The sequence below is a fragment of the Limnohabitans sp. 2KL-27 genome (assembly GCF_001269345.1).
In the GTDB taxonomy this organism is placed as follows: domain Bacteria; phylum Pseudomonadota; class Gammaproteobacteria; order Burkholderiales; family Burkholderiaceae_C; genus Limnohabitans_A.
The window spans coordinates 1,077,939-1,097,671 of the sequence record NZ_CXOP01000002.1; the positions used below are offsets into that span (position 1 = coordinate 1,077,939).

At 57.9% G+C, this 19,733-nt stretch carries 21 protein-coding genes and 1 tRNA gene; 17 read left to right on the forward strand and 5 right to left on the reverse strand.

Annotated features, from left to right (window positions below):
• Positions 1-13: 13 nt before the first annotated feature.
• The 11 genes from LHAB_RS08000 to LHAB_RS08035 all read left to right on the forward strand — a co-directional run bounded on the left by LHAB_RS08000 (position 14) and on the right by LHAB_RS08035 (position 8,376).
• A complete protein-coding gene (locus tag LHAB_RS08000; RefSeq protein WP_090045245.1) occupies positions 14-976 on the forward strand; it encodes an SDR family oxidoreductase in 963 nt (320 codons plus the stop codon).
• Positions 973-1,374 carry an RNA-binding S4 domain-containing protein gene (locus tag LHAB_RS08005; protein WP_090045246.1) on the forward strand — a complete coding sequence of 134 codons (402 nt, stop codon included), beginning with the start codon at positions 973-975 and terminating at the stop codon, positions 1,372-1,374. Before LHAB_RS08000 ends, LHAB_RS08005 begins: the two co-directional genes overlap by 4 nt.
• Positions 1,375-1,646: 272 nt before the next feature.
• Positions 1,647-2,993, forward strand: a complete 1,347-nt coding sequence (locus LHAB_RS08010) for a tyrosine-type recombinase/integrase (RefSeq protein WP_194943125.1) — start codon at positions 1,647-1,649, stop codon at positions 2,991-2,993.
• 129 nt (positions 2,994-3,122) lie between these two features.
• A complete protein-coding gene (locus LHAB_RS14645) occupies positions 3,123-3,527 on the forward strand; it encodes a hypothetical protein (protein ID WP_194943126.1) in 405 nt (134 codons plus the stop codon).
• A gap of 107 nt (positions 3,528-3,634) precedes the next feature.
• Positions 3,635-3,847: a hypothetical protein gene (locus LHAB_RS08015; RefSeq protein ID WP_090045248.1), complete on the forward strand. Its 213-nt coding sequence runs from the start codon at positions 3,635-3,637 to the stop codon at positions 3,845-3,847.
• Positions 3,844-4,101: a hypothetical protein gene (locus tag LHAB_RS08020; RefSeq protein WP_090045249.1), complete on the forward strand. Its 258-nt coding sequence runs from the start codon at positions 3,844-3,846 to the stop codon at positions 4,099-4,101. The genes LHAB_RS08015 and LHAB_RS08020 overlap by 4 nt, the downstream gene beginning before the upstream one ends.
• A complete protein-coding gene (locus LHAB_RS08025) occupies positions 4,101-4,559 on the forward strand; it encodes a CHC2 zinc finger domain-containing protein (protein ID WP_090045251.1) in 459 nt (152 codons plus the stop codon). The genes LHAB_RS08020 and LHAB_RS08025 overlap by 1 nt, the downstream gene beginning before the upstream one ends.
• Positions 4,560-4,783: 224 nt before the next feature.
• Positions 4,784-6,142 carry a YfjI family protein gene (locus LHAB_RS08030; protein ID WP_194943127.1) on the forward strand — a complete coding sequence of 453 codons (1,359 nt, stop codon included), beginning with the start codon at positions 4,784-4,786 and terminating at the stop codon, positions 6,140-6,142.
• On the forward strand, positions 6,139-6,681 hold the full coding sequence (locus LHAB_RS14650; RefSeq protein ID WP_194943128.1) for a hypothetical protein: 543 nt from the start codon (positions 6,139-6,141) through the stop codon (positions 6,679-6,681). The genes LHAB_RS08030 and LHAB_RS14650 overlap by 4 nt, the downstream gene beginning before the upstream one ends.
• Before the next feature lie 47 nt (positions 6,682-6,728).
• The gene (locus tag LHAB_RS14655; RefSeq protein ID WP_194943129.1) at positions 6,729-7,022 is read left to right on the forward strand and encodes a hypothetical protein; all 294 of its coding nucleotides are present in this window, start codon (positions 6,729-6,731) and stop codon (positions 7,020-7,022) included.
• Between the two features lie 628 nt (positions 7,023-7,650).
• Positions 7,651-8,376, forward strand: a complete 726-nt coding sequence (locus tag LHAB_RS08035; RefSeq protein WP_194943130.1) for a hypothetical protein — start codon at positions 7,651-7,653, stop codon at positions 8,374-8,376.
• Between the two features lie 465 nt (positions 8,377-8,841).
• Here the strand turns inward: LHAB_RS08035 and LHAB_RS08040 are convergent.
• A tRNA-Leu gene (locus LHAB_RS08040) sits at positions 8,842-8,926 on the reverse strand.
• 38 nt (positions 8,927-8,964) lie between these two features.
• On the opposite strand from LHAB_RS08040, the gene cysM reads away from it, so the two are divergent.
• The 3 genes from cysM to LHAB_RS08055 are packed head-to-tail and all read left to right on the forward strand — an operon-like array spanning position 8,965 to position 10,663.
• Entirely contained in the window at positions 8,965-9,867 is a 903-nt protein-coding gene (cysM, locus tag LHAB_RS08045) for a cysteine synthase CysM (protein WP_090045256.1), read from the forward strand.
• A gap of 11 nt (positions 9,868-9,878) precedes the next feature.
• The gene (locus tag LHAB_RS08050; RefSeq protein ID WP_090045257.1) at positions 9,879-10,436 is read left to right on the forward strand and encodes an NUDIX domain-containing protein; all 558 of its coding nucleotides are present in this window, start codon (positions 9,879-9,881) and stop codon (positions 10,434-10,436) included.
• The gene (locus tag LHAB_RS08055; protein ID WP_194943213.1) at positions 10,436-10,663 is read left to right on the forward strand and encodes a sulfurtransferase TusA family protein; all 228 of its coding nucleotides are present in this window, start codon (positions 10,436-10,438) and stop codon (positions 10,661-10,663) included. The genes LHAB_RS08050 and LHAB_RS08055 overlap by 1 nt, the downstream gene beginning before the upstream one ends.
• A gap of 17 nt (positions 10,664-10,680) precedes the next feature.
• On the opposite strand, the gene galU is transcribed toward LHAB_RS08055, so the two are convergent.
• Both galU and LHAB_RS08065 read right to left on the reverse strand, forming a co-directional pair.
• Positions 10,681-11,559 (reverse strand): UTP--glucose-1-phosphate uridylyltransferase GalU, encoded by an 879-nt coding sequence (gene galU / locus LHAB_RS08060; RefSeq protein WP_090045259.1) that lies wholly within the window; start codon positions 11,557-11,559, stop codon positions 10,681-10,683.
• A gap of 25 nt (positions 11,560-11,584) precedes the next feature.
• Positions 11,585-14,602 carry a valine--tRNA ligase gene (locus tag LHAB_RS08065; RefSeq protein ID WP_090045260.1) on the reverse strand — a complete coding sequence of 1,006 codons (3,018 nt, stop codon included), beginning with the start codon at positions 14,600-14,602 and terminating at the stop codon, positions 11,585-11,587.
• A gap of 330 nt (positions 14,603-14,932) precedes the next feature.
• Here LHAB_RS08065 and LHAB_RS08070 point away from each other — a divergent pair, with 330 nt between their 5' ends.
• The 3 genes from LHAB_RS08070 to LHAB_RS08080 all read left to right on the forward strand — a co-directional run bounded on the left by LHAB_RS08070 (position 14,933) and on the right by LHAB_RS08080 (position 17,416).
• On the forward strand, positions 14,933-15,355 hold the full coding sequence (locus tag LHAB_RS08070) for a rubrerythrin family protein (protein ID WP_089953128.1): 423 nt from the start codon (positions 14,933-14,935) through the stop codon (positions 15,353-15,355).
• Between the two features lie 109 nt (positions 15,356-15,464).
• Positions 15,465-16,814: a (Fe-S)-binding protein gene (locus tag LHAB_RS08075; protein ID WP_090045262.1), complete on the forward strand. Its 1,350-nt coding sequence runs from the start codon at positions 15,465-15,467 to the stop codon at positions 16,812-16,814.
• Between the two features lie 11 nt (positions 16,815-16,825).
• The gene (locus LHAB_RS08080; RefSeq protein WP_090045263.1) at positions 16,826-17,416 is read left to right on the forward strand and encodes a DUF3501 family protein; all 591 of its coding nucleotides are present in this window, start codon (positions 16,826-16,828) and stop codon (positions 17,414-17,416) included.
• Positions 17,417-17,489: 73 nt separating this feature from the next.
• Here the strand turns inward: LHAB_RS08080 and LHAB_RS08085 are convergent, their stop codons facing one another.
• The gene (locus tag LHAB_RS08085) at positions 17,490-18,473 is read right to left on the reverse strand and encodes a Bug family tripartite tricarboxylate transporter substrate binding protein (protein ID WP_090045265.1); all 984 of its coding nucleotides are present in this window, start codon (positions 18,471-18,473) and stop codon (positions 17,490-17,492) included.
• A 27-nt stretch (positions 18,474-18,500) separates the two neighbouring features.
• Positions 18,501-19,622, reverse strand: a complete 1,122-nt coding sequence (locus LHAB_RS08090; RefSeq protein WP_090045266.1) for an NADH:flavin oxidoreductase/NADH oxidase — start codon at positions 19,620-19,622, stop codon at positions 18,501-18,503.
• Between the last annotated feature and the right edge of the window lie 111 nt (positions 19,623-19,733).

Here is a 19,733-nt window from a genome sequence, read left to right on the forward strand (position 1 = left end):
GGAACCCCTGATTTTGCCTTCAAACCAAACCCCTTTGGGCGCACTGCCCGCCCGCTTTCGCCGTCAGCGTGTTTTGATCGTGGGCTGTGGCGATGTGGGGCTGCGCACGGCGGGTCAATTGGGGGCGCCGCAAAGCCAACGGGTGCGCTTGATGGCCTTGACCTCATCGCCCGAGCGGGTGCGTTTGCTGCGGGCCTGTGGCATCACCCCCTTGCTTGGCAACCTCGACGATGCGGCCAGTCTGAAGCGCTTGGCAGGCATCGCGCACCGGGTCATTCACTTGGCGCCACCGCCAACCGATCGCAGGGGGGCGTCTGAGCGCGACCCGCGCAGTTTGGCCTTGGTGCAAGCGCTGCGCTTGCGCTCACCACCGCATGCCCTGGTTTATGGGTCCACCACCGGCGTTTATGGCGACTGCGGTGGCCGGAGGGTGGATGAAACCCGGACCGCGAACCCGCACACCCCCCGCGCTCAGCGCCGGGTCGATGCCGAAAACCTGATGCGTTTTTTGGGTCGCAGCGGGGTGCGCGTCAGTGTGCTGCGCATCCCGGGCATTTACGCCCCTGACCGCGACGGCGGCACACCGCGTGAGCGCTTGATCAAGGGCACGCCCGTGTTGGTGGCCAAGGAGGATGTGTACACCAACCACATCCACGCCGACGATCTGGCCCGCGCCTGCGCCGCCGCTTTGTGGCGTGGCAAGCCCCAGCGCGTGGTCAACGTCACCGACGACACCGACCTCAAAATGGGCGATTACTTCGACCTGGCCGCCAGCCTGTATGGCTTGCCCAAACCGCCTCGGATATCGCGCCTCGATGCCAACACGGCGCTGCCCCTGATGCTGCTGAGCTTCATGAGCGAGTCCCGACGTCTGGACAACACCCGCATGAAAAAAGAATTGAAAGTCCGCTTGCATTACCCGCATGTACGTGACGGTTTGAGTCCGCAAGGCGCTCTGTTTTCGGTGGCGCGATGACTTCCTTGCGCATCGACAAATGGTTGTGGGCGGCCCGTTTTTACAAAACCCGCAGCCTGGCCAGCGATGAAATTGGCAAGAGTCGTGTGCAGGTCAACGGCCAAGATGCCAAACCCTCCAAAGAAGTCAAGCCCGGCGACACGGTGTGTCTGCGCCAAGGCCCTGTGGTGCGCACGGTCATTGTGCAGGCCTTGAGCGGCGTGCGTGGCCCCGCTCCGGTGGCGCAGCTGCTGTACACAGAAACCCCGGAAAGCATCGAGGCCCGCCAAAAAGCTGCCGAGCAACACCGCCTGGCCCGCGAGCCCGCGCTCAGCATCGAACAAGGCCGCCCGACCAAACGTGACCGCAGGCAAATCGAGCGCAATTGGAACGATCGCTGGAGTGCGGGGATCGATTGATCTGAAAAACCAAAGAAAAAAGCCGCAAGTTTCTGGAACTTGCGGCTTTGGTCTGGTGCCCGGGGCCGGACTCGAACCGGCACGCCTTGCGGCGGGGGATTTTGAGTCCCCTGATGTATTTATCTTGAAATGTTGATGGTTGTTGATATACTCTATAAAAATCAACAGCTTGCGTAAAAATACTGTATGCAATATCAGTATCGCATGTTGGTTGATATTCGTCTAAATCGGCATACACGGCATACATGGCGCATACATGGAGTATCAACATCATGGCAAGAACACCCAAGACGATAGCGCCAGACCTGAGCAAAAACCAACGCCTGACGGTGGACAGTATCGATCGCCTGCGCTGCCCTGATGGAAAGCAACAGGCATTCATGCGCTGCGCTGAGGTCAACGGCTTGCAGGTTCGCGTGACCGCCGCCGGGTCCAAGTCTTACGTGTACCAACGCAAAGTCAACGGGCAAAGCCTGCGTGTGACCATTGGGGCTGTGTCTGCGTGGTCAATTGCTGATGCTCAAAAAGAGGCTCGCCGTTTGGCCGTGACACTGGATAAGGGCGATGACCCGCGCCAGATTGCCCGTGAAAAGCAAGCAGCCAAAGCCGCCGCCCGAGCCGAACAGGACCGCGCCGCCCATTACACCTTTGCTAACTTGATGGCCGCTTATGCCAACGAGTTGGAGCGTCAAGGCAAGACCTCACACGCAAAGGTCCGGGCCATGATGCGCCTGCATCTGGTGGAAGGCTGGCCAGAACTTGCCAACACACCCGCCAACAAAGTGACCGCTGAACAAGTGGCCGATCTGCTCCGTGGCCTTAGTGAAGCCGACAAGAGCCGGACTGCTGGAAAGGTGCGTAGCTACACACGCGCCGCCTTTGAGATGGCCCGCACCGCCAAGCTGGACCATGAAGTGCCCGTTCACTTCAAAGCTTTCGAGGTCAAACATAATCCCGCCGCTGAGACCGTAGCCATCAAGTTGGAGACCGACAAGAACCCTTTGAAGCCAGCACACCTGCGCCAGTATTGGCAAGCCATCGAAAAGCTACCCGGGGTCCAAGGTGCCGCCCTCCGCCTTCACCTGCTGACAGGTGGACAGCGCATCGAGCAACTGCGTTTGTTGGTCCGGTCCAACGTCAAGCCCGGGGCTTTCACGCTGCTGGACGCGAAGGGCAGGGCAGGCCGTGGGGCAAGACTGCACACCGTGCCACTGAATGCCGCCGCCCGTACCGCCATGGCCGAACTGCTGGCGTTGAACGCCGGGGGTGATTTCCCGCTATCGGTGACAGGTGGCAAAACTCCAATCAGCGCCAAAGCCTTCGCTGAGTGGGCCAAAGCCGCCGCCTCAGGCATCGAATGGCAGGACTTGGGCGAACCCGTGGGGCAGTTTCAAGCCAAGCGCCTCCGGTCCGGGGTAGAGACGACACTGGCCAGTTTGCGTGTGAGCCAAGAGATTCGAGGGCACCTGCTGAGCCATGGCGTGAAGGGGGTGCAAGCTGCCAGCTACGACGGGCACGACTACGAACCCGAAAAGCTGGAAGCTTTAGACACACTGCACCGACATTTGACCGAGACCAGCGCCAGCGTGGTGCACATATCAGCAAGGGTGGCGGCGTAATTCATTGATCGCCGCCTGACCGTTTTTTGCCCCAGCTAGGCCCGATTGCAACCCGGGCCGAAAAGTCGGAAACCTTCGCCGACCTCCTGGGGCACCTCACTTTTGAAGGGTGCCTTGAAGGGGCCGCACATGCCACGCGCAAAACGAAAAGAAGTCACGCCATTAAATTCTGGTTTTTTCAAACTCGAAAATCAAAATTATCAATTTCTGGTCTACGAAAATTTAGCCGATCAAGGGGGTCGTGGCATCCACATGCTTTCAAAACGCTCAAAGGCTTTTCACAAAGTCTTGACGTATTGTGAAGAAATGCTTGACTGCAATTCCCCTCTCCAAAGGCGGATTTTCAAAGGACACACAACCGGTCAAACTAGAGTGTCTGACTTCGCAAAAATTATTGGCCCAATAGTGCGTCCGCTTGTCATCGGAAAAACGCTCAAAGATGACATTGTTCACATGGTGCGGCTGCATTACAGAGCTTGCAATGCTGCTTTGCAAGAGGAATCCGAAAAAAACAAACCTTGCAAACCCGCATGAATACTGGCTTTGGTACGTCTCGGCGGGAAATCAGCAATAAAGGAACGTCTCGGCGGGAAAACTGAGATTTTTAATTGCAGCATCGCAACAAACCTTAGGGGTTTTCAATGGCTGCAAAGACTTTTCAACCAATACCGCTGGAGCGCGAAAAACGCGCCGCATTGCCAACCAACGAGGCCGCTTATCACCTGAACCGTGCAGAACAAACGCTCAGGATGTGGGCCATAAAAAATGATGGGGCCGTGAAGTGCCTGCGAGTCAACGGACGCTTGCAGTGGCCTGTTAGCCAAATCAAGGCCGTCATGGGGGTGGCACCATGAGAATCGATGACTTCAGCCCCATCCAAAAATTCCAACACTCGATTTCGGGAATCGGACTTTTTCCGCCGGTGACAGTCGTCGCTGATGGCGAGCGCCAAACCTTCGACACAAAAATTCAGGGTAAAGAAAATCAGGCTTGGTACAAGCTAAATCCAGACCTGCAAACGGGCTACTTCGGTTTCGTCGGCATCTCCGTGCGCTGGGACTTTGCAGACTCTAAAGCGCGATTGACCACAAAGCCAAGGTGGGCGTGATGAGCTTCGACCGCCAAGCGCTCCCTGAGCCGAATTCTTATTTTGAAAACGCCGGATTGATTCTCCAAGGCCGTGGTAAGTGGCGCACAACTACTTGCCACTTCCATGGGGGCCGAACAACATTACGCATCAATCTTGAATCCGGTGCGTGGGTTTGTATGTCGTGCGGCCAAAAGGGAGGCGATGTCCTTGCCTACGAGATGCAGTCCACCGGGGCCGATTTTGTTACCGCTGCCCGTTCACTTGGTGCATGGATGGATGACGACCGGACCTCAGCGCCAGCAACACACAAGCCGTTCAGCACCCGCGAAGCCCTCAGTGTTTTAGCAGTCGAAGCGAACCTAGCCGCCATTGCTGCATCAAATTTGGCCTATGGGAATCGACTGACATCAGATGACCTTGCGCGGCTACAAACCGCCGCCCAACGTATCAACCTAATTCGAGAAACTTACCCATGAACGCTTACCCCAAAGTCACGGCCGAAATGGACCGCCTCATTTCTGAAAAAGAAGCTTTGGCCTATCTCTTGCCCATGCCGCCCGATGAAGTCACCGACAACTACGAGTTGCAGGTCGCCTACGCCAAAGCCGCACACGCTTGGCCTGAACTGCAACCCTTACAAGCCAAGCTGGGGACGATGCCCTACCCCACCGAGGCGCTGCCGCCCCTGATTCGCGAGGCAGTGCGCGAGGTCGAGGATTTTGTTCAAGCGCCGACCGCATTGATCGCCCTGAGCGCCTTATCGAGCGTGAGCCTTGCTGTCCAAACTTTCTATGACGTGGAGCGCGCCAAGTCACTGCATGGTCCGACCGGGTTGTTCATGCTGGCCATTGCTGAAAGTGGCGAGCGTAAGTCTTCCTGTGATGGTTACTTTTCCAAGGCCCTGCGCGACTATGACGCTGAACAACTTGAAGCCGCCAAGCCTGAACTGGCCGCTTTTGAAGCTTCACGATCAGCTTGGGCCGCCGAGAAGTCCGGGATTGAATCCGCTATCAAGCGCGAAGCCAAAGAAGGACAAGACACCTCAGACCTGAAACGTCAGTTATTGGCCCATCAGATCAAAGAACCCAAGCCGCCAAAAGTTCCCCGTCTTGTTTACGGAGATGCCACCCCTGAGGCTTTGATTGATGGCCTGAGTTCTTGGAAATCCGGGGGGGTGATGAGCGCCGAGGCGGGAGCCATCCTAGGGGGGCACGCCATGGGCGACAGCGCCATGAGGCACTTGGCCACTCTGAATGTTTTGTGGTCCGGAGAAACCATCCGCCAGCATCGACGTGGCCGGGGTGACACCTTTATCGAAGGCGCACGGCTGACCATTGGCTTGCAAGTTCAAGAATCCACCCTGCGCGAGTTCATCAAAAGCACTGGCGATTTGGCAAGAGGCACGGGGTTCTTTGCGCGCTGCCTGTTGGCTTGGCCAGCATCCACCCAAGGCACCCGGCAATTCAAACAGCCAACCGGGTTCGACTCACTGAACCACTTTAATGGACGGATTCGGCAGATTCTCAACCGCCCGGTGACTAAAGACCACGACAAGGCCATGATTCACCTAAGTGGCGAAGCCAAAGCGGTTTGGGAGGCTTATTACAACGACACAGAGGCGGCTTTGGCCGAGGGCGGCGAACTGCGTGACATACGCGATATTGCGAGCAAGACCGCTGACAACGCCGCCCGACTTGCCGCTCTGTTTCATGTTTTCAATGGTACGACAGGGGCCATCGACGGCACCACCATGGAAAACGCCTGTGACGTGGCGAAGTGGCACCTTAACGAAAGCCTGAGATTCTTTGGCCAGATGAGCCAGCCGAAGAACATGTCAGATGCAGCCCGACTCGAGGAATGGGCACTTCAGTATTTGAAAGGCACCGACACCGACAAGATCAGCACGCGCAATGCTCAAAGGCTTAGCCCGGTGCGAGACAAACAAGACATCAATGCCGCGCTTGAAGAACTGGCAGACCTAGGCCGAGCGCGCATCATCAAGGCTGGGCGGCAAAAATACATCCAGATTCGCCGGGAAGTTTTGGAGGGTGCGCCATGAGTTTTGCACTCAGAAAAAAAACATGGGGGCTTGCGACAGTTGCGACTATTGCGACAGTTGGCACAAAAGATGGTGTCAGCGGGCAAAAAACAGGGCGGCAAACCCCAAGTGTCGCAACTGTCACAACTGTCGCAATGGGGGCCTCTTCAAAAAGTGAAGGCACAACGACCGCAAAGGTGTTTCCGATAAGCAACCCCGACCGCTGGTGTTGGCCGAACGGCCCAGCGATGAACGGGCAAGAGATCGATGTTTTCAATAGGCGGAACAATCTTTTTCTCGCTCGTGGCTGGGGTGCTGCCGAGGCCGTAGCCGACAGACTGGTGCGCCGTGATCGTGAGAGTGACGACCGCGTGGTCTGTTTGGAGTGTGTTCACTACACGAAGCGATGGTGTGCCAACGCCAACGCTGCTCAGTTATCACCAACCAAGTCAAGCATACAAATTGCGACAGACCTGATAACGTTATTGCAACGCTGCCCGGGGTTTCTAGCCATATTCGCCCTGCCAGTTGCGGCAACCTTTGACCACTCCCTTGCTTGAGGTTATGTGCGAATTTCGTCAATCCCACCCCGAAAGAGGCCGAGCATATGAAAAAACCAATCCTCACCACCCTGTCGTTTGGTAACCCTGCCTTGCGATGCACGGCCTGCGCCAAGCATTCAAAGCAGCAATGCAAGAATCCGGCAGTCATGGGCTTTACTGTTTGCCGCATGCATGGTGCACGTGGTGGTCCGAGGACTCAAGAAGGTATTGACCGTATCGCCATGGCGAACACTTTGCATGGTCGCGAAACAAGGGCCAAAAGACTCACGCGTCAAGAAATCAGGCTCCGACTGAAAACTGCCATCGCTATTGGGGAAATTCTTGGAATGTTTGAATAAACAGCAAGCTGCGTTCACACGTTAGGTTTGCGCAATTTTTGGAATCCTTGGGCGAGGGATTGAATTTTGATAGTAGGAGAGACGCGGTAGACTAATAAACTGATCCAAAAAATTTTCAAGATTGAAGACCCATGAGGCTTTTAAAAATAGCGGTGGTGATTTTGCTTATGGCATCGTCCTCGGCGTTCGCTCGTGACTATGTACTCCGTTTAAACATGGCTACATGTGAACCTGATGGAATGATCAATTCTTGGAGGGAAAGGTCTAACCCTAGAGATTTTTGGATTGCACAGAAAGTTGTGTTGGAAAAGGAGTTGGAATGGATGAACAGTTCCTCGGTTGCCGAAGAATGCTCCCCATCAGACAACATGTCGGAAAAAAGAAGGTGTATGGAGTACAAGTCCAACATAAGAGCTTCTGCGGTTCGATGTTTATCTGTCTCACGGCGCAGATGTCGTGAGCAGGGCGCTTGTTAGTCTACTTTTGCTTGATATCGTCATTGGAGACTGCGGAAATTTTCGTCAGTGATGTGATGATTTTTTGTTGACTTCGTAATCAGGTCAACAAGGAAGAAAGCCCCCAAAGTGGTGGTCAAAAAAGCAAAACCAGAACACAAACAAATTGGCTTATGACCACCATCGCCGGATACAACCTTTGCGCTGCTCCCTGCTGCGGAGCAATCTACAGAACCTTGAATTACCGTTCCATGAACTTCAGTGCATGGGAGTATTGGACCGATGGCTATCGGGAGGGCACCTTAATGCCTAATGATCACGGGCTACGTCAGTGCCTCTGCGGTGCCTTCTACCTAGTTAAAGAAATGGAATTCATCGAGCAGGTCGAGGAGACGAACGCTCCTCATACCGCGCATGTTGCCGATACGTACTTGCCTGTTGCCATCGCTCAAGCAAGAACATCCGAAATTGAATTGGCCGCTCGACTCGATTATTGGCAACTCTTGAATCACCCTTACCGCGTGCTGTATCGCGCCCATAACGATTCGAAAAAGGCCGCCTGGATATCCGCAAACCCGGATCAACGTTCTTGGTGGCAACGTATCTGCAAAGCACAGCCTCCTCAATATGTGGAGACGGTAAACCAGCCCTTTAGTTACCCGCTTTATGAACTGAGCGAAATGCAAAGCGACAACCTCAAAGCTTTGCTTCGTTTGCACGAAGAAGAACTTCGTAATGACAACGAGACTCGAGCAGAGCTGCATCGCGAGCTTGGTCAATTTGAACAAGCCATGCAAGCTTTACAAGAGGAACCCATCGATGAGCATGACTTTGCAAAACATCTGATGGGGCGTTTGATCAACTCAAAAGTAAATGCACCAATGTTTTATCGGATCTGACTACAGGCATATTCAGAATTTTTATACCCCCCGGGGGCCGACTTGCGAACAATGACGGGGGTCTTCAAACAGTGCGGCTGAGGTTGCGTAGGTTGTAGCTTTGGAGCCAACAGGCCATCGTTTGTCCAAAACAGTATTCGTATCAGACAGGGACTCCATTTCCCTGTTTAGGGGGGTGCCCTCCCGGTGGGGTCTGCTTGAACTGGAATTTTGACCACTGCACCCAAAGCCACACCATCAAACTTTCAGGTCAGGACTGACACATGACCACCACCCAACTCTAGGGTGCCGTGCACACCCGAGATTTCACCTACACCTGACCTACTAGACCAGCGCCAGCAAGTGCCGATTGAAGGGGATACGGCATACATACGGCATACATGGAGACCACCAAAGAAAAAGGCCAACCTGTGAGGGTTGGCCTTAGTTCGCTTGGAACCCGCATGGTTAGTGGGTTTCCGCTGATGGTGCCCGGGGCCGGACTCGAACCGGCACGCCTTGCGGCGGGGGATTTTGAGTCCCCTGAGTCTACCAATTTCACCACCCGGGCGGTATTTGTGAAGACCCGAATTATGGCACATTATTGGGATGATTTATCCAACCATTGAAGATGCGATCGGCAAAACACCTGTGGTGGCTTTGCAGCGCTTGGGGGCCGCCGACATGGCTGCGCGTGGCAATGTGATCCTGGGCAAGCTCGAGGGCAACAACCCGGCGGGTTCTGTGAAGGACCGTCCTGCCTTGTCGATGATTCGCCGGGCCGAAGAGCGCGGGGAAATCAAGCCGGGTGACACCCTGATCGAGGCCACATCCGGCAACACCGGCATTGCGTTGGCGATGGCCGCAGCCATCAAGGGTTACCGCATGGTGTTGATCATGCCGGAGGACCTGTCCATTGAACGCGCACAGACCATGAAGGCGTTTGGTGCCGAGCTGATCCTCACGCCCAAGAGCGGCGGCATGGAATACGCAAGAGACCTCGCCGACAACATGGCCGCGCAAGGCAAGGGTCGCATCCTGGACCAGTTTGCCAACGCCGACAACCCGCGCATCCATTACGAAACCACTGGCCCAGAGATTTGGGAGCAGACGGGTGGGCGCATCACGCACTTTGTGAGTGCCATGGGCACCACCGGCACCATCACGGGCGTGTCGCGGTTTTTGAAAGAAAAGAACCCGGCCATCCGCATCATTGGCGCTCAACCCAGTGAGGGCTCGCGCATTCCGGGCATCCGCAAATGGCCGGAGGAATACCTGCCCAAAATTTACGACCCCAGCCAGGTGGATGAGCTGATTTACGTGAGCCAAAACGACGCCGAGGAAACCTGCCGCCAGATGGCGCGGACCGAAGGCATCTTTGCTGGCATCTCGGCTGCAGGCGCTTGCTGGGTGGCCCAGCAAGTGGCCAAGACGGCACAAAACGCCACCATCGTGTTCATCGTCTGCGACCGCGGTGACCGTTATTTGTCCACGGGCGTTTTCCCCGCCTGACCGGAGGCTTCATGGCTGAATACCGCTTTTGCCCCATGTGTGCCAGTCCTCTGGCCTGGCTTTCGCAAATGGAAGACGGGGGCGAAACGATGCGCCTGCGTTGCACCGCCTGCGACTTCACCCACTGGAACAACCCCACGCCCGTGCTGGCAGGCATTGTGCAGGTGGGCGATCAGATTTTGTTGGCCCGCAATGCCGCATGGCCCGGCAGGCGTTTTGCGCTGATCACCGGCTTCATGGAAGCGGGCGAAACGCCCGAAGAAGGCATCACGCGTGAGATTGCCGAAGAAACCAACCTCAAGGTGTCAGCCCTCAAGTTGATTGGTGTTTACGACTTCCAGCGCATGAACCAGGTGATCATTGCCTACCATGCGGTGGCCGAAGGCGAGGTGCGTTTGTCGCCCGAGTTGGCCGAGCACAAGATGTTTGACTTCAAGGATTTGATCTGCTGGCCCGCAGGGACTGGCTACGCCTTGGGCGATTGGTTGCGCACCATCGGGATCGAGCCCAAGTTCATGACTTGGGAAGAGCGTGCCGCCCAAAGCCAAGAATCAAATCAGGACACATGATGCACATCGACAAGGAAATTGACACCAGCGGCCTGAATTGCCCCTTGCCCATTTTGAAAGCCAAAAAGGCCCTGAACGAGATGAGCAGCGGTCAGGTGCTCAAAGTGACGGCGACCGACCCGGGTGCTTGGCGGGACTTTGAGGCCTTTGCCCGGCAGACCGGCAACGATTTGCTGATGCAGGAAAAGACCGAAACGGCGTTTGTCTTCGCACTCAAACGCCGCTGACAAGACCTCGCGCAGTCTCAGAGGTTCAAGCTTTTGAGGTAGTCGCGGAACGACGCACCCACCTGCGGGTGCTGCAAAGCCAGCTCCACCGTAGCTTGCAGAAAGCCTTCCTTGCTGCCGCAGTCGTAGCGCTTGCCCTCGTACTGAAAGGCGTACACCGCTTCGCGCTGCATCAGACGGGCAATCGCATCGGTGAGCTGGATTTCGCCCCCAACGCCCGTGGGTTGGTTGCGGATCTCTTCAAAAACGCCTGGCGTGAGGATATAGCGGCCAGCCACGCCCATGCGCGAAGGGGCTTTGTCCGGGCTGGGTTTTTCCACGATTTGCTCGACACGGATGAGCTGCTTGCCCGCAGGCTCACCGGCCACGATGCCATAGCGTTTGACTTGGTCGAGCGGCACTTCTTGCACCGCCAAGACCGAGCGGCCTTGCTTGGTGTAAGCCTCGACCATTTGGGTCAAGATGGAGGGGCCTTGGTTGACCATCAGGTCATCGGCCAGCAGCACGGCAAAGGGCTCATTGCCCACCAGGGGCTCGGCGCACAGCACCGCGTGGCCCAGGCCGAGCATGCGGTTTTGGCGCACATAGGCACAGACCATGTCGTCCGGTTGTACCGAGCGCACCAAAGCCAGCAATTCATCCTTGTGCGCGGCTTCGAGTTCGGTTTCAAGCTCGTAAGCGGTGTCGAAATGGTCTTCGATGGCGCGCTTGCTTCGGCCCGTCACAAAAATCATGTGGCGTACCCCCGCCGCATAGGCTTCTTCCACCGCGTACTGGATCAGCGGCTTGTCCACCACGGGCAGCATCTCTTTGGGCGCGGCTTTGGTGGCCGGCAAAAAGCGTGTGCCCAGACCGGCCACCGGGAAGACGGCTTTGCGGATGACGTTGTGGCTCATGGGGGTGTCCTTGGTGTGCAGGCGATCAGCCCAAGCGTTGCAGTTGCTGGCGAATTTTATCGAGTGTGGCACCGAAGTCGGCCACGCGCTTTTTGGTTTCGTCGAGCACGGCTTGTGGGGCTTTGGCCACAAAGGCCTCGTTGCCGAGCTTGGCATTGGCCTTGGTGATTTCGCCTTCCAAGCGTGCGGCTTCCTTGGTCAGGCGGATTTTTTCGGCCGCCGCATCCACTTCGATGAAGAGGCACAGGCGTGCTTCACCCACCACGGCCACCGGCGCGGCTTGTGCGGCAGCAATCCATTCGGCTTCGGTGTCAAACACCTTGACCTCGCTGAGTTTGGCCAGTGACTGCAGGACTGGTGCCACGCTGTGCATGAAGGCGGTGTCGCCCAGCACATACAGGGGCATGCGGGTGGCGGGCGAGACATTCATCTCGCCGCGCAGGTTTCGGCAGGCGTCCACCAGGGTTTTGAGCTTGGCCACATGGGCTTCGGCTTGTTCGTCGATGCGCTCAGGCTGGCTCACGGGGTAGGCCGCGATGCTGACCGACTCACCCGGAAGGCCCGCCACCACGGATACTTTTTGCCAGAGCTCTTCGGTGATGAAGGGGATGATGGGGTGCGCCAAGCGCATGATGGTCTCTAGGGTGCGGATCAGAGTGCGGCGGGTGGCGCGTTGTTGCGCGTCGTTGCCCGTGTTGATTTGCACCTTGGCGATTTCGAGGTACCAGTCGCAGAACTCATTCCAGACGAAGTCATAAATCGTGTTGGCCACGTTGTCCAAGCGGTACTCTGCAAAACCTTTGGCCACATCGGCCTCAACGCGCTGCAGCTGGGAGCTGATCCAGCGGTCGGCTTGACTGAAGTCCAAGTAGCCATGGGCCGGACCACCCGGTTGGCATTCGGCTTTGGTGTGCTTTTTCAAGCCACAGTCTTGGGCCTCGCAGTTCATCAGCACAAAGCGGGTGGCGTTCCACAGCTTGTTGCAGAAGTTGCGGTAGCCCTCGCAGCGCTTGCTGTCAAAGTTGATGCTGCGCCCCAAAGACGCCAGCGCCGCAAAGGTGAAGCGCAGGGCGTCGGCGCCGTAGGCCGGAATGCCCTCGGGGAATTCTTTTTCAGTTTGTTTGCGCACCTTGGGCGCGGTCTCGGGTTTGCGCAGGCCTTGGGTGCGCTTTTCCAGCAGGGGCTCGAGCGTGATGCCGTCGATCAGGTCCACGGGGTCGAGCACATTGCCTTCGGACTTGCTCATCTTCTTGCCTTGGGCATCGAGCACCAGGCCGTGGATGTAGACATGCTTGAAGGGCACTTTGCCGGTGAAGTGGGTGGTCATCATGATCATCCGGGCGACCCAGAAGAAGATGATGTCGTAGCCGGTCACCAGCACGCTGGAGGGCAGGTAGAGGTCGTAATCGCTTTGGCTGTTGTTGTCGGTTCCGCTGGCGAGCGTGCCGGAACCGGTCTTGCTCCCACTCGCTTCGCTCGCCATGTCGCTGCGTCCGGCTCCGGCACGCTCGCCAGCTGCGTTGTTTGTGTTTTCGTTGTTGCCCCAGCCCATGGTGCTGAAAGGCACGAGGGCCGATGAGTACCAAGTGTCCAACACGTCTTCGTCGCGCTTCAACGTTTTACCGGGTGCTTGGGCCTGCGCTTCGGCTTCGTTGCGGGCCACGTAGACCTTGCCGTCTTCGTCGTACCAAGCGGGAATCTGATGGCCCCACCACAGTTGGCGCGAGATGCACCAGTCCTGGATGTTGTTCATCCACTGGTTGTAGGTGTTGACCCAGTTTTCGGGCACAAAGCTCACTTGGCCGGACTGCACGGCGTCGATGGCTTTTTGGGCAATGCTCTTGCCGGTCGTGTCGCCTTGGCCCACTTGGTTCATGGCCACAAACCACTGGTCGGTCAGCATGGGCTCAATCACCTGGCCGGTGCGGGCACAGCGGGGCACCATGAGCTTGTGTTTTTTGACTTCCACCAAGGCGCCAGCGGCTTCGAGGTCGGCCACCACGGCCTTGCGGGCCACGAAGCGGTCCAGACCCCGGTATTTTCCAGGGGCGTTGTGGTTGATGGTCGCGTCCAGATTGAGCACGCAGATCATCTCCAGCTGGTGGCGCTGGCCGACTTGGTAGTCGTTGGTGTCGTGCGCGGGCGTGACCTTGACGACGCCGGTGCCAAAGTCTTTGTCCACGTAGTCGTCGGCGATCACGGGGATGGTGCGATCACACAAAGGCAGGTTTACTTGCTTGCCGATGAGGTGTTGGTAGCGTTCGTCTTCGGGGTGCACCATCACGGCCACGTCGCCCAGCAGGGTTTCGGGCCGGGTGGTGGCCACCGTGAGGCTACCGCTGCCATCGGCCAAGTCATAGCGGATGTGCCACATCGAGCCGTCTTCTTCGGCGCTTTCGACTTCCAGGTCGGACACCGCGCTTTGCAGCACTGGGTCCCAGTTGACCAGGCGCTTGCCACGGTAGATCAGGCCTTGCTCATAGAGCCGCACAAAGGTTTCGGTCACGGTTTTGGACAGCTTGGGGTCCATCGTGAAGTATTCGCGGCTCCAATCCACGCTGTCGCCCATGCGGCGCATCTGGCGCGTGATGGTGCTGCCCGATTCTTCTTTCCATTCCCAGACCTTGCTCACAAAGTTCTTGCGGGCTTCGGCGGGGGTGGGGCCCATGTCGTGGCGGCTGATGCCTTGGGCTTGCAGCTGGCGCTCCACCACGATCTGGGTGGCAATGCCCGCGTGGTCGGTGCCTGGAATCCAGGCGGTGTTGTGGCCCAGCATGCGGTGGTAGCGCGTCAACGAGTCCATGATGGTCTGGTTGAAGGCATGGCCCATGTGCAGCGTGCCCGTCACGTTGGGCGGCGGTAGCTGGATGGCAAACGCGGGTGCATCCGCAGACGCGGCGCCCGTGCCCCTGAAACCGGCCACGCCGTAACCGCGTTTTTCCCATTCGGGGCCCCAATGGGCTTCCAGTGCAGCAGGCTCGAAGGATTTGGACAGGCTCTCAAGGCCGGGCTGATGGGCCACTGTGGCGGGGGCGTTGCTCATGGGGAGGGTCTTTTCAATAAGAAAACGGCAGCTCAGCGGACGCCGTGCGGGACCCTGTCAGGTCCCAAAACCATGATTTTACCCAGCCCTTGAGCCTTTCTCATGGTCCTGCCTGGGCCGGTGCTCGGGTTTGTGCCGAGCTTTCAGGCCTGCCAAAGAAAGGGGAGATTTGTAATTAGTTGATATTAATCAAATGAATAGTTCAATAGCGATGGCCAATCGATGCCATTGCATCAATCTATTGGGCAGACTGGACGGTACAAGGTTAACCTACGGCGTCTCTGGCGATCCTGCCAGGGCAATCGACTCAAAACCCACAAGGAGATATCCATGGCAGCACTCAAAGGCTCGCGCACGGAACAATGCCTGAAGGACGCCTTCGCTGGCGAATCCCAGGCCAACCGTCGCTATTTGTACTTCGCGAACAAAGCTGACGTTGAAGGTCAGAACGACGTGGCAGCCCTGTTCCGTTCCACCGCTGAAGGTGAAACAGGCCACGCCCACGGTCACCTGGAATTCCTGGAGCAATCCGGCGATCCAGCCACCGGCATGCCCATCGGCTCGACACGTGACAACCTGGCTTCGGCTGTGGCTGGCGAAACCCACGAGTACACCGACATGTACCCTGGCATGGCCAAGACCGCTCGCGAAGAGGGTTTTGACGAAGTCGCCGACTGGTTCGAGACCCTGGCCAAGGCTGAGCGTTCACACGCCAACCGTTACCAGAAAGCCTTGAACGAACTGGTGGATTGATTCCCCAGCTTGGTCAGCCCGCTGCACCGCAAGGGGCAGCGGGTTTTTCTCAGGGCTCTGTGCGCAGAGTCCTCAGGAAAACCCCATAAATATCCCCAAGGAGCACAACATGGCCAAAGAAGGCAACCTCGAAGCCCCCACACGACACGCCCTCGGCTGGGAGAGCCCTGACTTCTACAACGAAGAAAAATGCTTCGATGAACTCGAGCGCATTTTTGACATCTGCCATGGCTGCCGCCGCTGTGTGAGTTTGTGCAATTCTTTCCCCACCTTGTTCGACCTGGTGGACGAAAGCAGCACCATGGAAGTCGATGGGGTTGACAAGAAGGACTACTGGAAAGTGGTGGACCAGTGCTTCATGTGCGACCTGTGCTACATGACCAAGTGCCCCTACACACCGCCCCACGAGTGGAACCTGGATTTCCCGCACACCATGCTGCGGGCCAAGGCCATCAAGTTCAAAAAAGGCGAAGTGGGCGCGGCTGAAAAGTTTCTGGCCTCGACCGACACGCACGGCTCTTTTGCGGGCATCCCGATCGTGGTGCAGGCGATCAATGCCATCAACAAGACCGAAGCCGCGCGCAGCATCATGGAAAGCGTGGCGGGCGTGGACAAAAACGCCTGGTTGCCCTCCTTGGCCACGCAAAAGTTTCGCTCCAGCGCCCCGGATGCCCAGTCGGTCACAGTCGTGGATGGCGAGAAAACACCCGGCAAAGTGGCGATCTATTCCACGTGCTACATCAATTACAACGAGCCTGGCATCGGCCACGATTTGCTCAAAATCCTCGACCACAACACCATTCCCTATGTGCTGGTCGAGAAAGAAAAGTGCTGCGGTATGCCCAAGCTGGAGTTGGGTGATCTGGACTCGGTCAAGCAGTCTAAAGAAGCCAACATCCCGGTGTTGGCCCAATACGCCAAAGACGGCTACGCCATCATGGCGGCAGTGCCCAGTTGCGCCTTGATGTTCAAGCAAGAAATCCCGCTGATGTTCCCCGACTGCGCCGACACCCAGTTGGTCAAGGACGCGATGTGGGACCCGTTCGAGTACTTCATGGCCCGCAAGCGCGATGGCTTGCTCAAAACCGAATTCCCGCAAAAACTTGGCAACGTGAGTTACCAGATTCCTTGCCACGGCCGGGTGCAGAACATCGGCAAGAAGACCGAGGAAATGCTCAAGATGATCCCGGACACCGAGATCAATACCATCGAGCGCTGCTCGGGCCATGCCGGCACCTACGGCGTGAAAAAAGGCTCACACGAGATGGCGATGAAAATCGGCAAGCCCGTGTTCAAGGCCATGGCCACCATGAAGGACGGCTCCAAGCCCGACTTCATCAGCTCCGACTGCCCTCTGGGCGGCCACCACATTGCCCAAGGCTTTGAGGTCAATGGCCTGGGCGCCCCCGAACTGAACCACCCCTTGACCTTGGTGCGCAAAGCCTACGGTCTCAAATAAGGAACACTGCCATGCAACTGACCGGAAAAATCACGCCCGAGACCCTGATGTCTTTGGAGGCCTACACCAAGTGGCGCAAAGTCCACAAGCCCGATGTGATCGCCCACCGCAAGCTGCGCAGCGTGCAGCTGGGAGAGCACATCAACATGCAGTTTGAGAGCGAGACCACCATCCGCTACCAGATTCAGGAGATGCTGCGCATCGAAAAAGTTTTCGAAGAAGAGGGCATCCTGCAAGAGATCGAGGCCTATGCCCCGCTGGTGCCGGACGGCAGCAACTGGAAAGCCACCATGATGATCGAGTACACCGATATCAACGAACGCAAGCGCGAGCTGGCCAAGCTGATTGGCGTGGAAGACAGGATGTTTGTCGAGGTCGAAGGACATGGCCGCGTGTATGCGATTGCCGACGAAGACCTGGACCGCGAGACCGAAGAAAAAACCTCGGCCGTGCACTTTGTGCGCTTTGAACTCAAGCCGGCCATGTGTGCGGCCGTGAAGGCGGGCGCTGGGGTCAAGATGGGCTGCGACCACACGCATTACCCCTCGCACATTGAAATTGCAGCCGATACCTTGGCCAGCTTGGCGGGCGATCTGAAGTAAACCGATTCGATCCGCCCACAAAAAAAGCCGGAGCAGGCCCCAAGGCCTGCTCCGGCTTTTTGACGTCTGGCGATCAGTCGAGCTTGATGCTGGCGGCCTTGATGGCCTGTGTCCAGTCGGCAATGTCGCGGTCCAGCAGTTTGGTCATCTCGGCGGGGGCCACAAAACGCACTTCAATGCCAGCTTGATCGGCGCGTTGCTTGCTCTCGGGCAGGTCCAGGCTGCGTTTGACGGCATCGGCCAATTGGTTCACCACGGCAGGTGGTGTGCCGGCGGGCGCGTACAAGGCCACCCATGACTCGAGGTCAAAGTTGGGGTAGCCGGCTTCGGCCATGGTGGGCACTTGGGGCATGCCGGCATGGCGTTTTTTGCCCGTCACAGCCAGCGCCTTGAGCTTGCCGGCCTGGATGTGCTGCATCACCGAGGGTGGTGTGGTCATGAACACCTGCACTTGGCCAGCCAGCACGTCGGCAATGGCCTGGCCCGAGCCTTTGTAGGGCACATGCACCAGGCTCACGCCGGTTTGCTGTTTGAAGATTTCGGTGCCGATGTGCGAGACCGAGCCGTTGCCTTGCGAGGCGTAGTTCAGCTTGCCCGGGTTTTGTTTGACGTAGGCGATGAACTCCTTCATGTTGTTCACCGGCACAGAAGGGTGCACTGCTACCACGTTGGTGGCCACGGTGATCAGGCCCACGGGTGTGAGGTCCTTCAGCTCCCAGGGCAGCTTGCTCATCAAGATCGGGTTGGCGACGTGGTAACCCGAGTACGACACCAGCAGCGTGTGGCCGTCCTTGGGCGCGCGCGCCACTTGTTGGTAGGCCAGGTTGCCACTGGCGCCGCCCTTGTTTTCCACCACGATGGATTGACCGATCAAGCGGCCCAGCGGCTCGGAGATCAGACGCGCCGACGTGTCGACCAAGCCGCCCGGTGGCACGGGCACCACCAAGTTGATGGGCTTGGTGGGGAAGGCTTGCGCCATCAGGGCCATGGGGGCGCACAGGCTGGCCAGGGCCAGCAGGCGGGTGGTGTTTTGCAGCAGGGTGCGGCGAGTGTTCATGTGTCTCTCTCTTTTGGGTTTTGGAAATCAGCGCATGCCAATTTTGGCGTCATTGAAAATGTTTTTGGCCTCGCGGGGCAGGCTGCGCCAGTACTGGTGCTGGGCATCCACGGTGCCGCCCAGCGCCACTGCCGCTTCCCAGCCCCATCGAGGCTTGTACAAAAAGCTGCGCGCCAGCGCCACCAGGTCGGCGTCGCCGCGTTGCAGCACCGCTTCGGCTTGGGCCGGCTCGGTGATCAGGCCCACGGCGATGGTGGTCAGATCCGATGCGGCTTTGACTGCTTTGGCCAAGTGCACTTGGTACTCTGGGCCCAAGGTGATTTTCTGCAAGGGCGACACGCCACCCGACGAGATGTGCACGAACTGCGCCCCGGCTTGTTTGAGCTGGGCCGACAAGGCAGAGGTTTCTTCCACGGTCCAGCCGCCATCGACCCAATCGGTGCCCGAGATGCGCATGCCCAGCGTGCCGCCAAATGCTTCGCGCACCGCTTTGAAAACTTCCATCGGAAAGCGGATGCGGTTTTCAAACGAGCCGCCATAGGCGTCGGTGCGCTGGTTCGAGAGGGGTGACAAAAACTGGTGCAGCAAATAGCCGTGCGCGGCGTGCAGCTCCACCGCCTCGATGCCCAATTCGTGGCTGCGCCGGGCGGTGTTGACAAAGTCGGCCTTGATCTGCGCGATGTCGGCCAAGCTCAGCGCGGTCGGCGCGACTTCTTGCGGCAGGTGGGGCAGGGCGCTCGGCGCCACGGTTTGCCAGCCACCGTCTTCGGGCGCGAGCAGCATGCCGCCGTGCCAAGGTGCGGCGCTCGAGGCCTTGCGTCCTGCATGGCCAATTTGAATGCACACGGGCATGGCGGGTGCCAAGCGGCGGGCACGGTGGAGTTTGTCGGCCAGAGCGGCTTGCGTGACGTCGTCCCACAGGCCCAGGCAACCGGGGCTGATGCGGCCCACGGCCGACACAGCGGTGGCTTCGATGGTGAACAGGCCCGCGCCGCTGTTGAGCAGGTTGGTCCAGTGCGTCAGGTGCCAGTCTGAGGCCTGGCCGTTGTCGGCCGAGTACTGGCACATGGGCGCGATCACGATGCGGTTGGGCAAGGTGAGCGGCCCGGACGGGGCGTTGAAGGTGAAGGGCGTGAAAAGCAGGCTCATGGGGGGCAATAGGGGGTGGTTGGAGGCTTGGCTTGTGACAGCCAGCCGGACCGCGTATCTTATGGAAAACCGATCCAATGCGTATCCGTTGTGTGACAGCCCGCACCGCCT

Coding starts and splice junctions, on each gene's coding strand:
- LHAB_RS08090 (WP_090045266.1), bottom strand. CDS start 19,622: ATGAGCCTGCTTTTCACGCCCTTCACCTTCAACGCCCCGTCCGGGCCG.
- LHAB_RS08080 (WP_090045263.1), top strand. CDS start 16,826: ATGCAACTGACCGGAAAAATCACGCCCGAGACCCTGATGTCTTTGGAG.
- LHAB_RS08075 (WP_090045262.1), top strand. CDS start 15,465: ATGGCCAAAGAAGGCAACCTCGAAGCCCCCACACGACACGCCCTCGGC.
- LHAB_RS08015 (WP_090045248.1), top strand. CDS start 3,635: ATGGCTGCAAAGACTTTTCAACCAATACCGCTGGAGCGCGAAAAACGC.
- galU (WP_090045259.1), bottom strand. CDS start 11,559: ATGAGCCACAACGTCATCCGCAAAGCCGTCTTCCCGGTGGCCGGTCTG.
- LHAB_RS14655 (WP_194943129.1), top strand. CDS start 6,729: ATGAAAAAACCAATCCTCACCACCCTGTCGTTTGGTAACCCTGCCTTG.
- LHAB_RS08025 (WP_090045251.1), top strand. CDS start 4,101: ATGAGCTTCGACCGCCAAGCGCTCCCTGAGCCGAATTCTTATTTTGAA.
- LHAB_RS08055 (WP_194943213.1), top strand. CDS start 10,436: ATGCACATCGACAAGGAAATTGACACCAGCGGCCTGAATTGCCCCTTG.
- LHAB_RS08070 (WP_089953128.1), top strand. CDS start 14,933: ATGGCAGCACTCAAAGGCTCGCGCACGGAACAATGCCTGAAGGACGCC.
- LHAB_RS08035 (WP_194943130.1), top strand. CDS start 7,651: ATGACCACCATCGCCGGATACAACCTTTGCGCTGCTCCCTGCTGCGGA.
- LHAB_RS08065 (WP_090045260.1), bottom strand. CDS start 14,602: ATGAGCAACGCCCCCGCCACAGTGGCCCATCAGCCCGGCCTTGAGAGC.
- cysM (WP_090045256.1), top strand. CDS start 8,965: ATGATTTATCCAACCATTGAAGATGCGATCGGCAAAACACCTGTGGTG.
- LHAB_RS08085 (WP_090045265.1), bottom strand. CDS start 18,473: ATGAACACTCGCCGCACCCTGCTGCAAAACACCACCCGCCTGCTGGCC.
- LHAB_RS08005 (WP_090045246.1), top strand. CDS start 973: ATGACTTCCTTGCGCATCGACAAATGGTTGTGGGCGGCCCGTTTTTAC.
- LHAB_RS14645 (WP_194943126.1), top strand. CDS start 3,123: ATGCCACGCGCAAAACGAAAAGAAGTCACGCCATTAAATTCTGGTTTT.
- LHAB_RS08050 (WP_090045257.1), top strand. CDS start 9,879: ATGGCTGAATACCGCTTTTGCCCCATGTGTGCCAGTCCTCTGGCCTGG.
- LHAB_RS14650 (WP_194943128.1), top strand. CDS start 6,139: ATGAGTTTTGCACTCAGAAAAAAAACATGGGGGCTTGCGACAGTTGCG.
- LHAB_RS08010 (WP_194943125.1), top strand. CDS start 1,647: ATGGCAAGAACACCCAAGACGATAGCGCCAGACCTGAGCAAAAACCAA.
- LHAB_RS08020 (WP_090045249.1), top strand. CDS start 3,844: ATGAGAATCGATGACTTCAGCCCCATCCAAAAATTCCAACACTCGATT.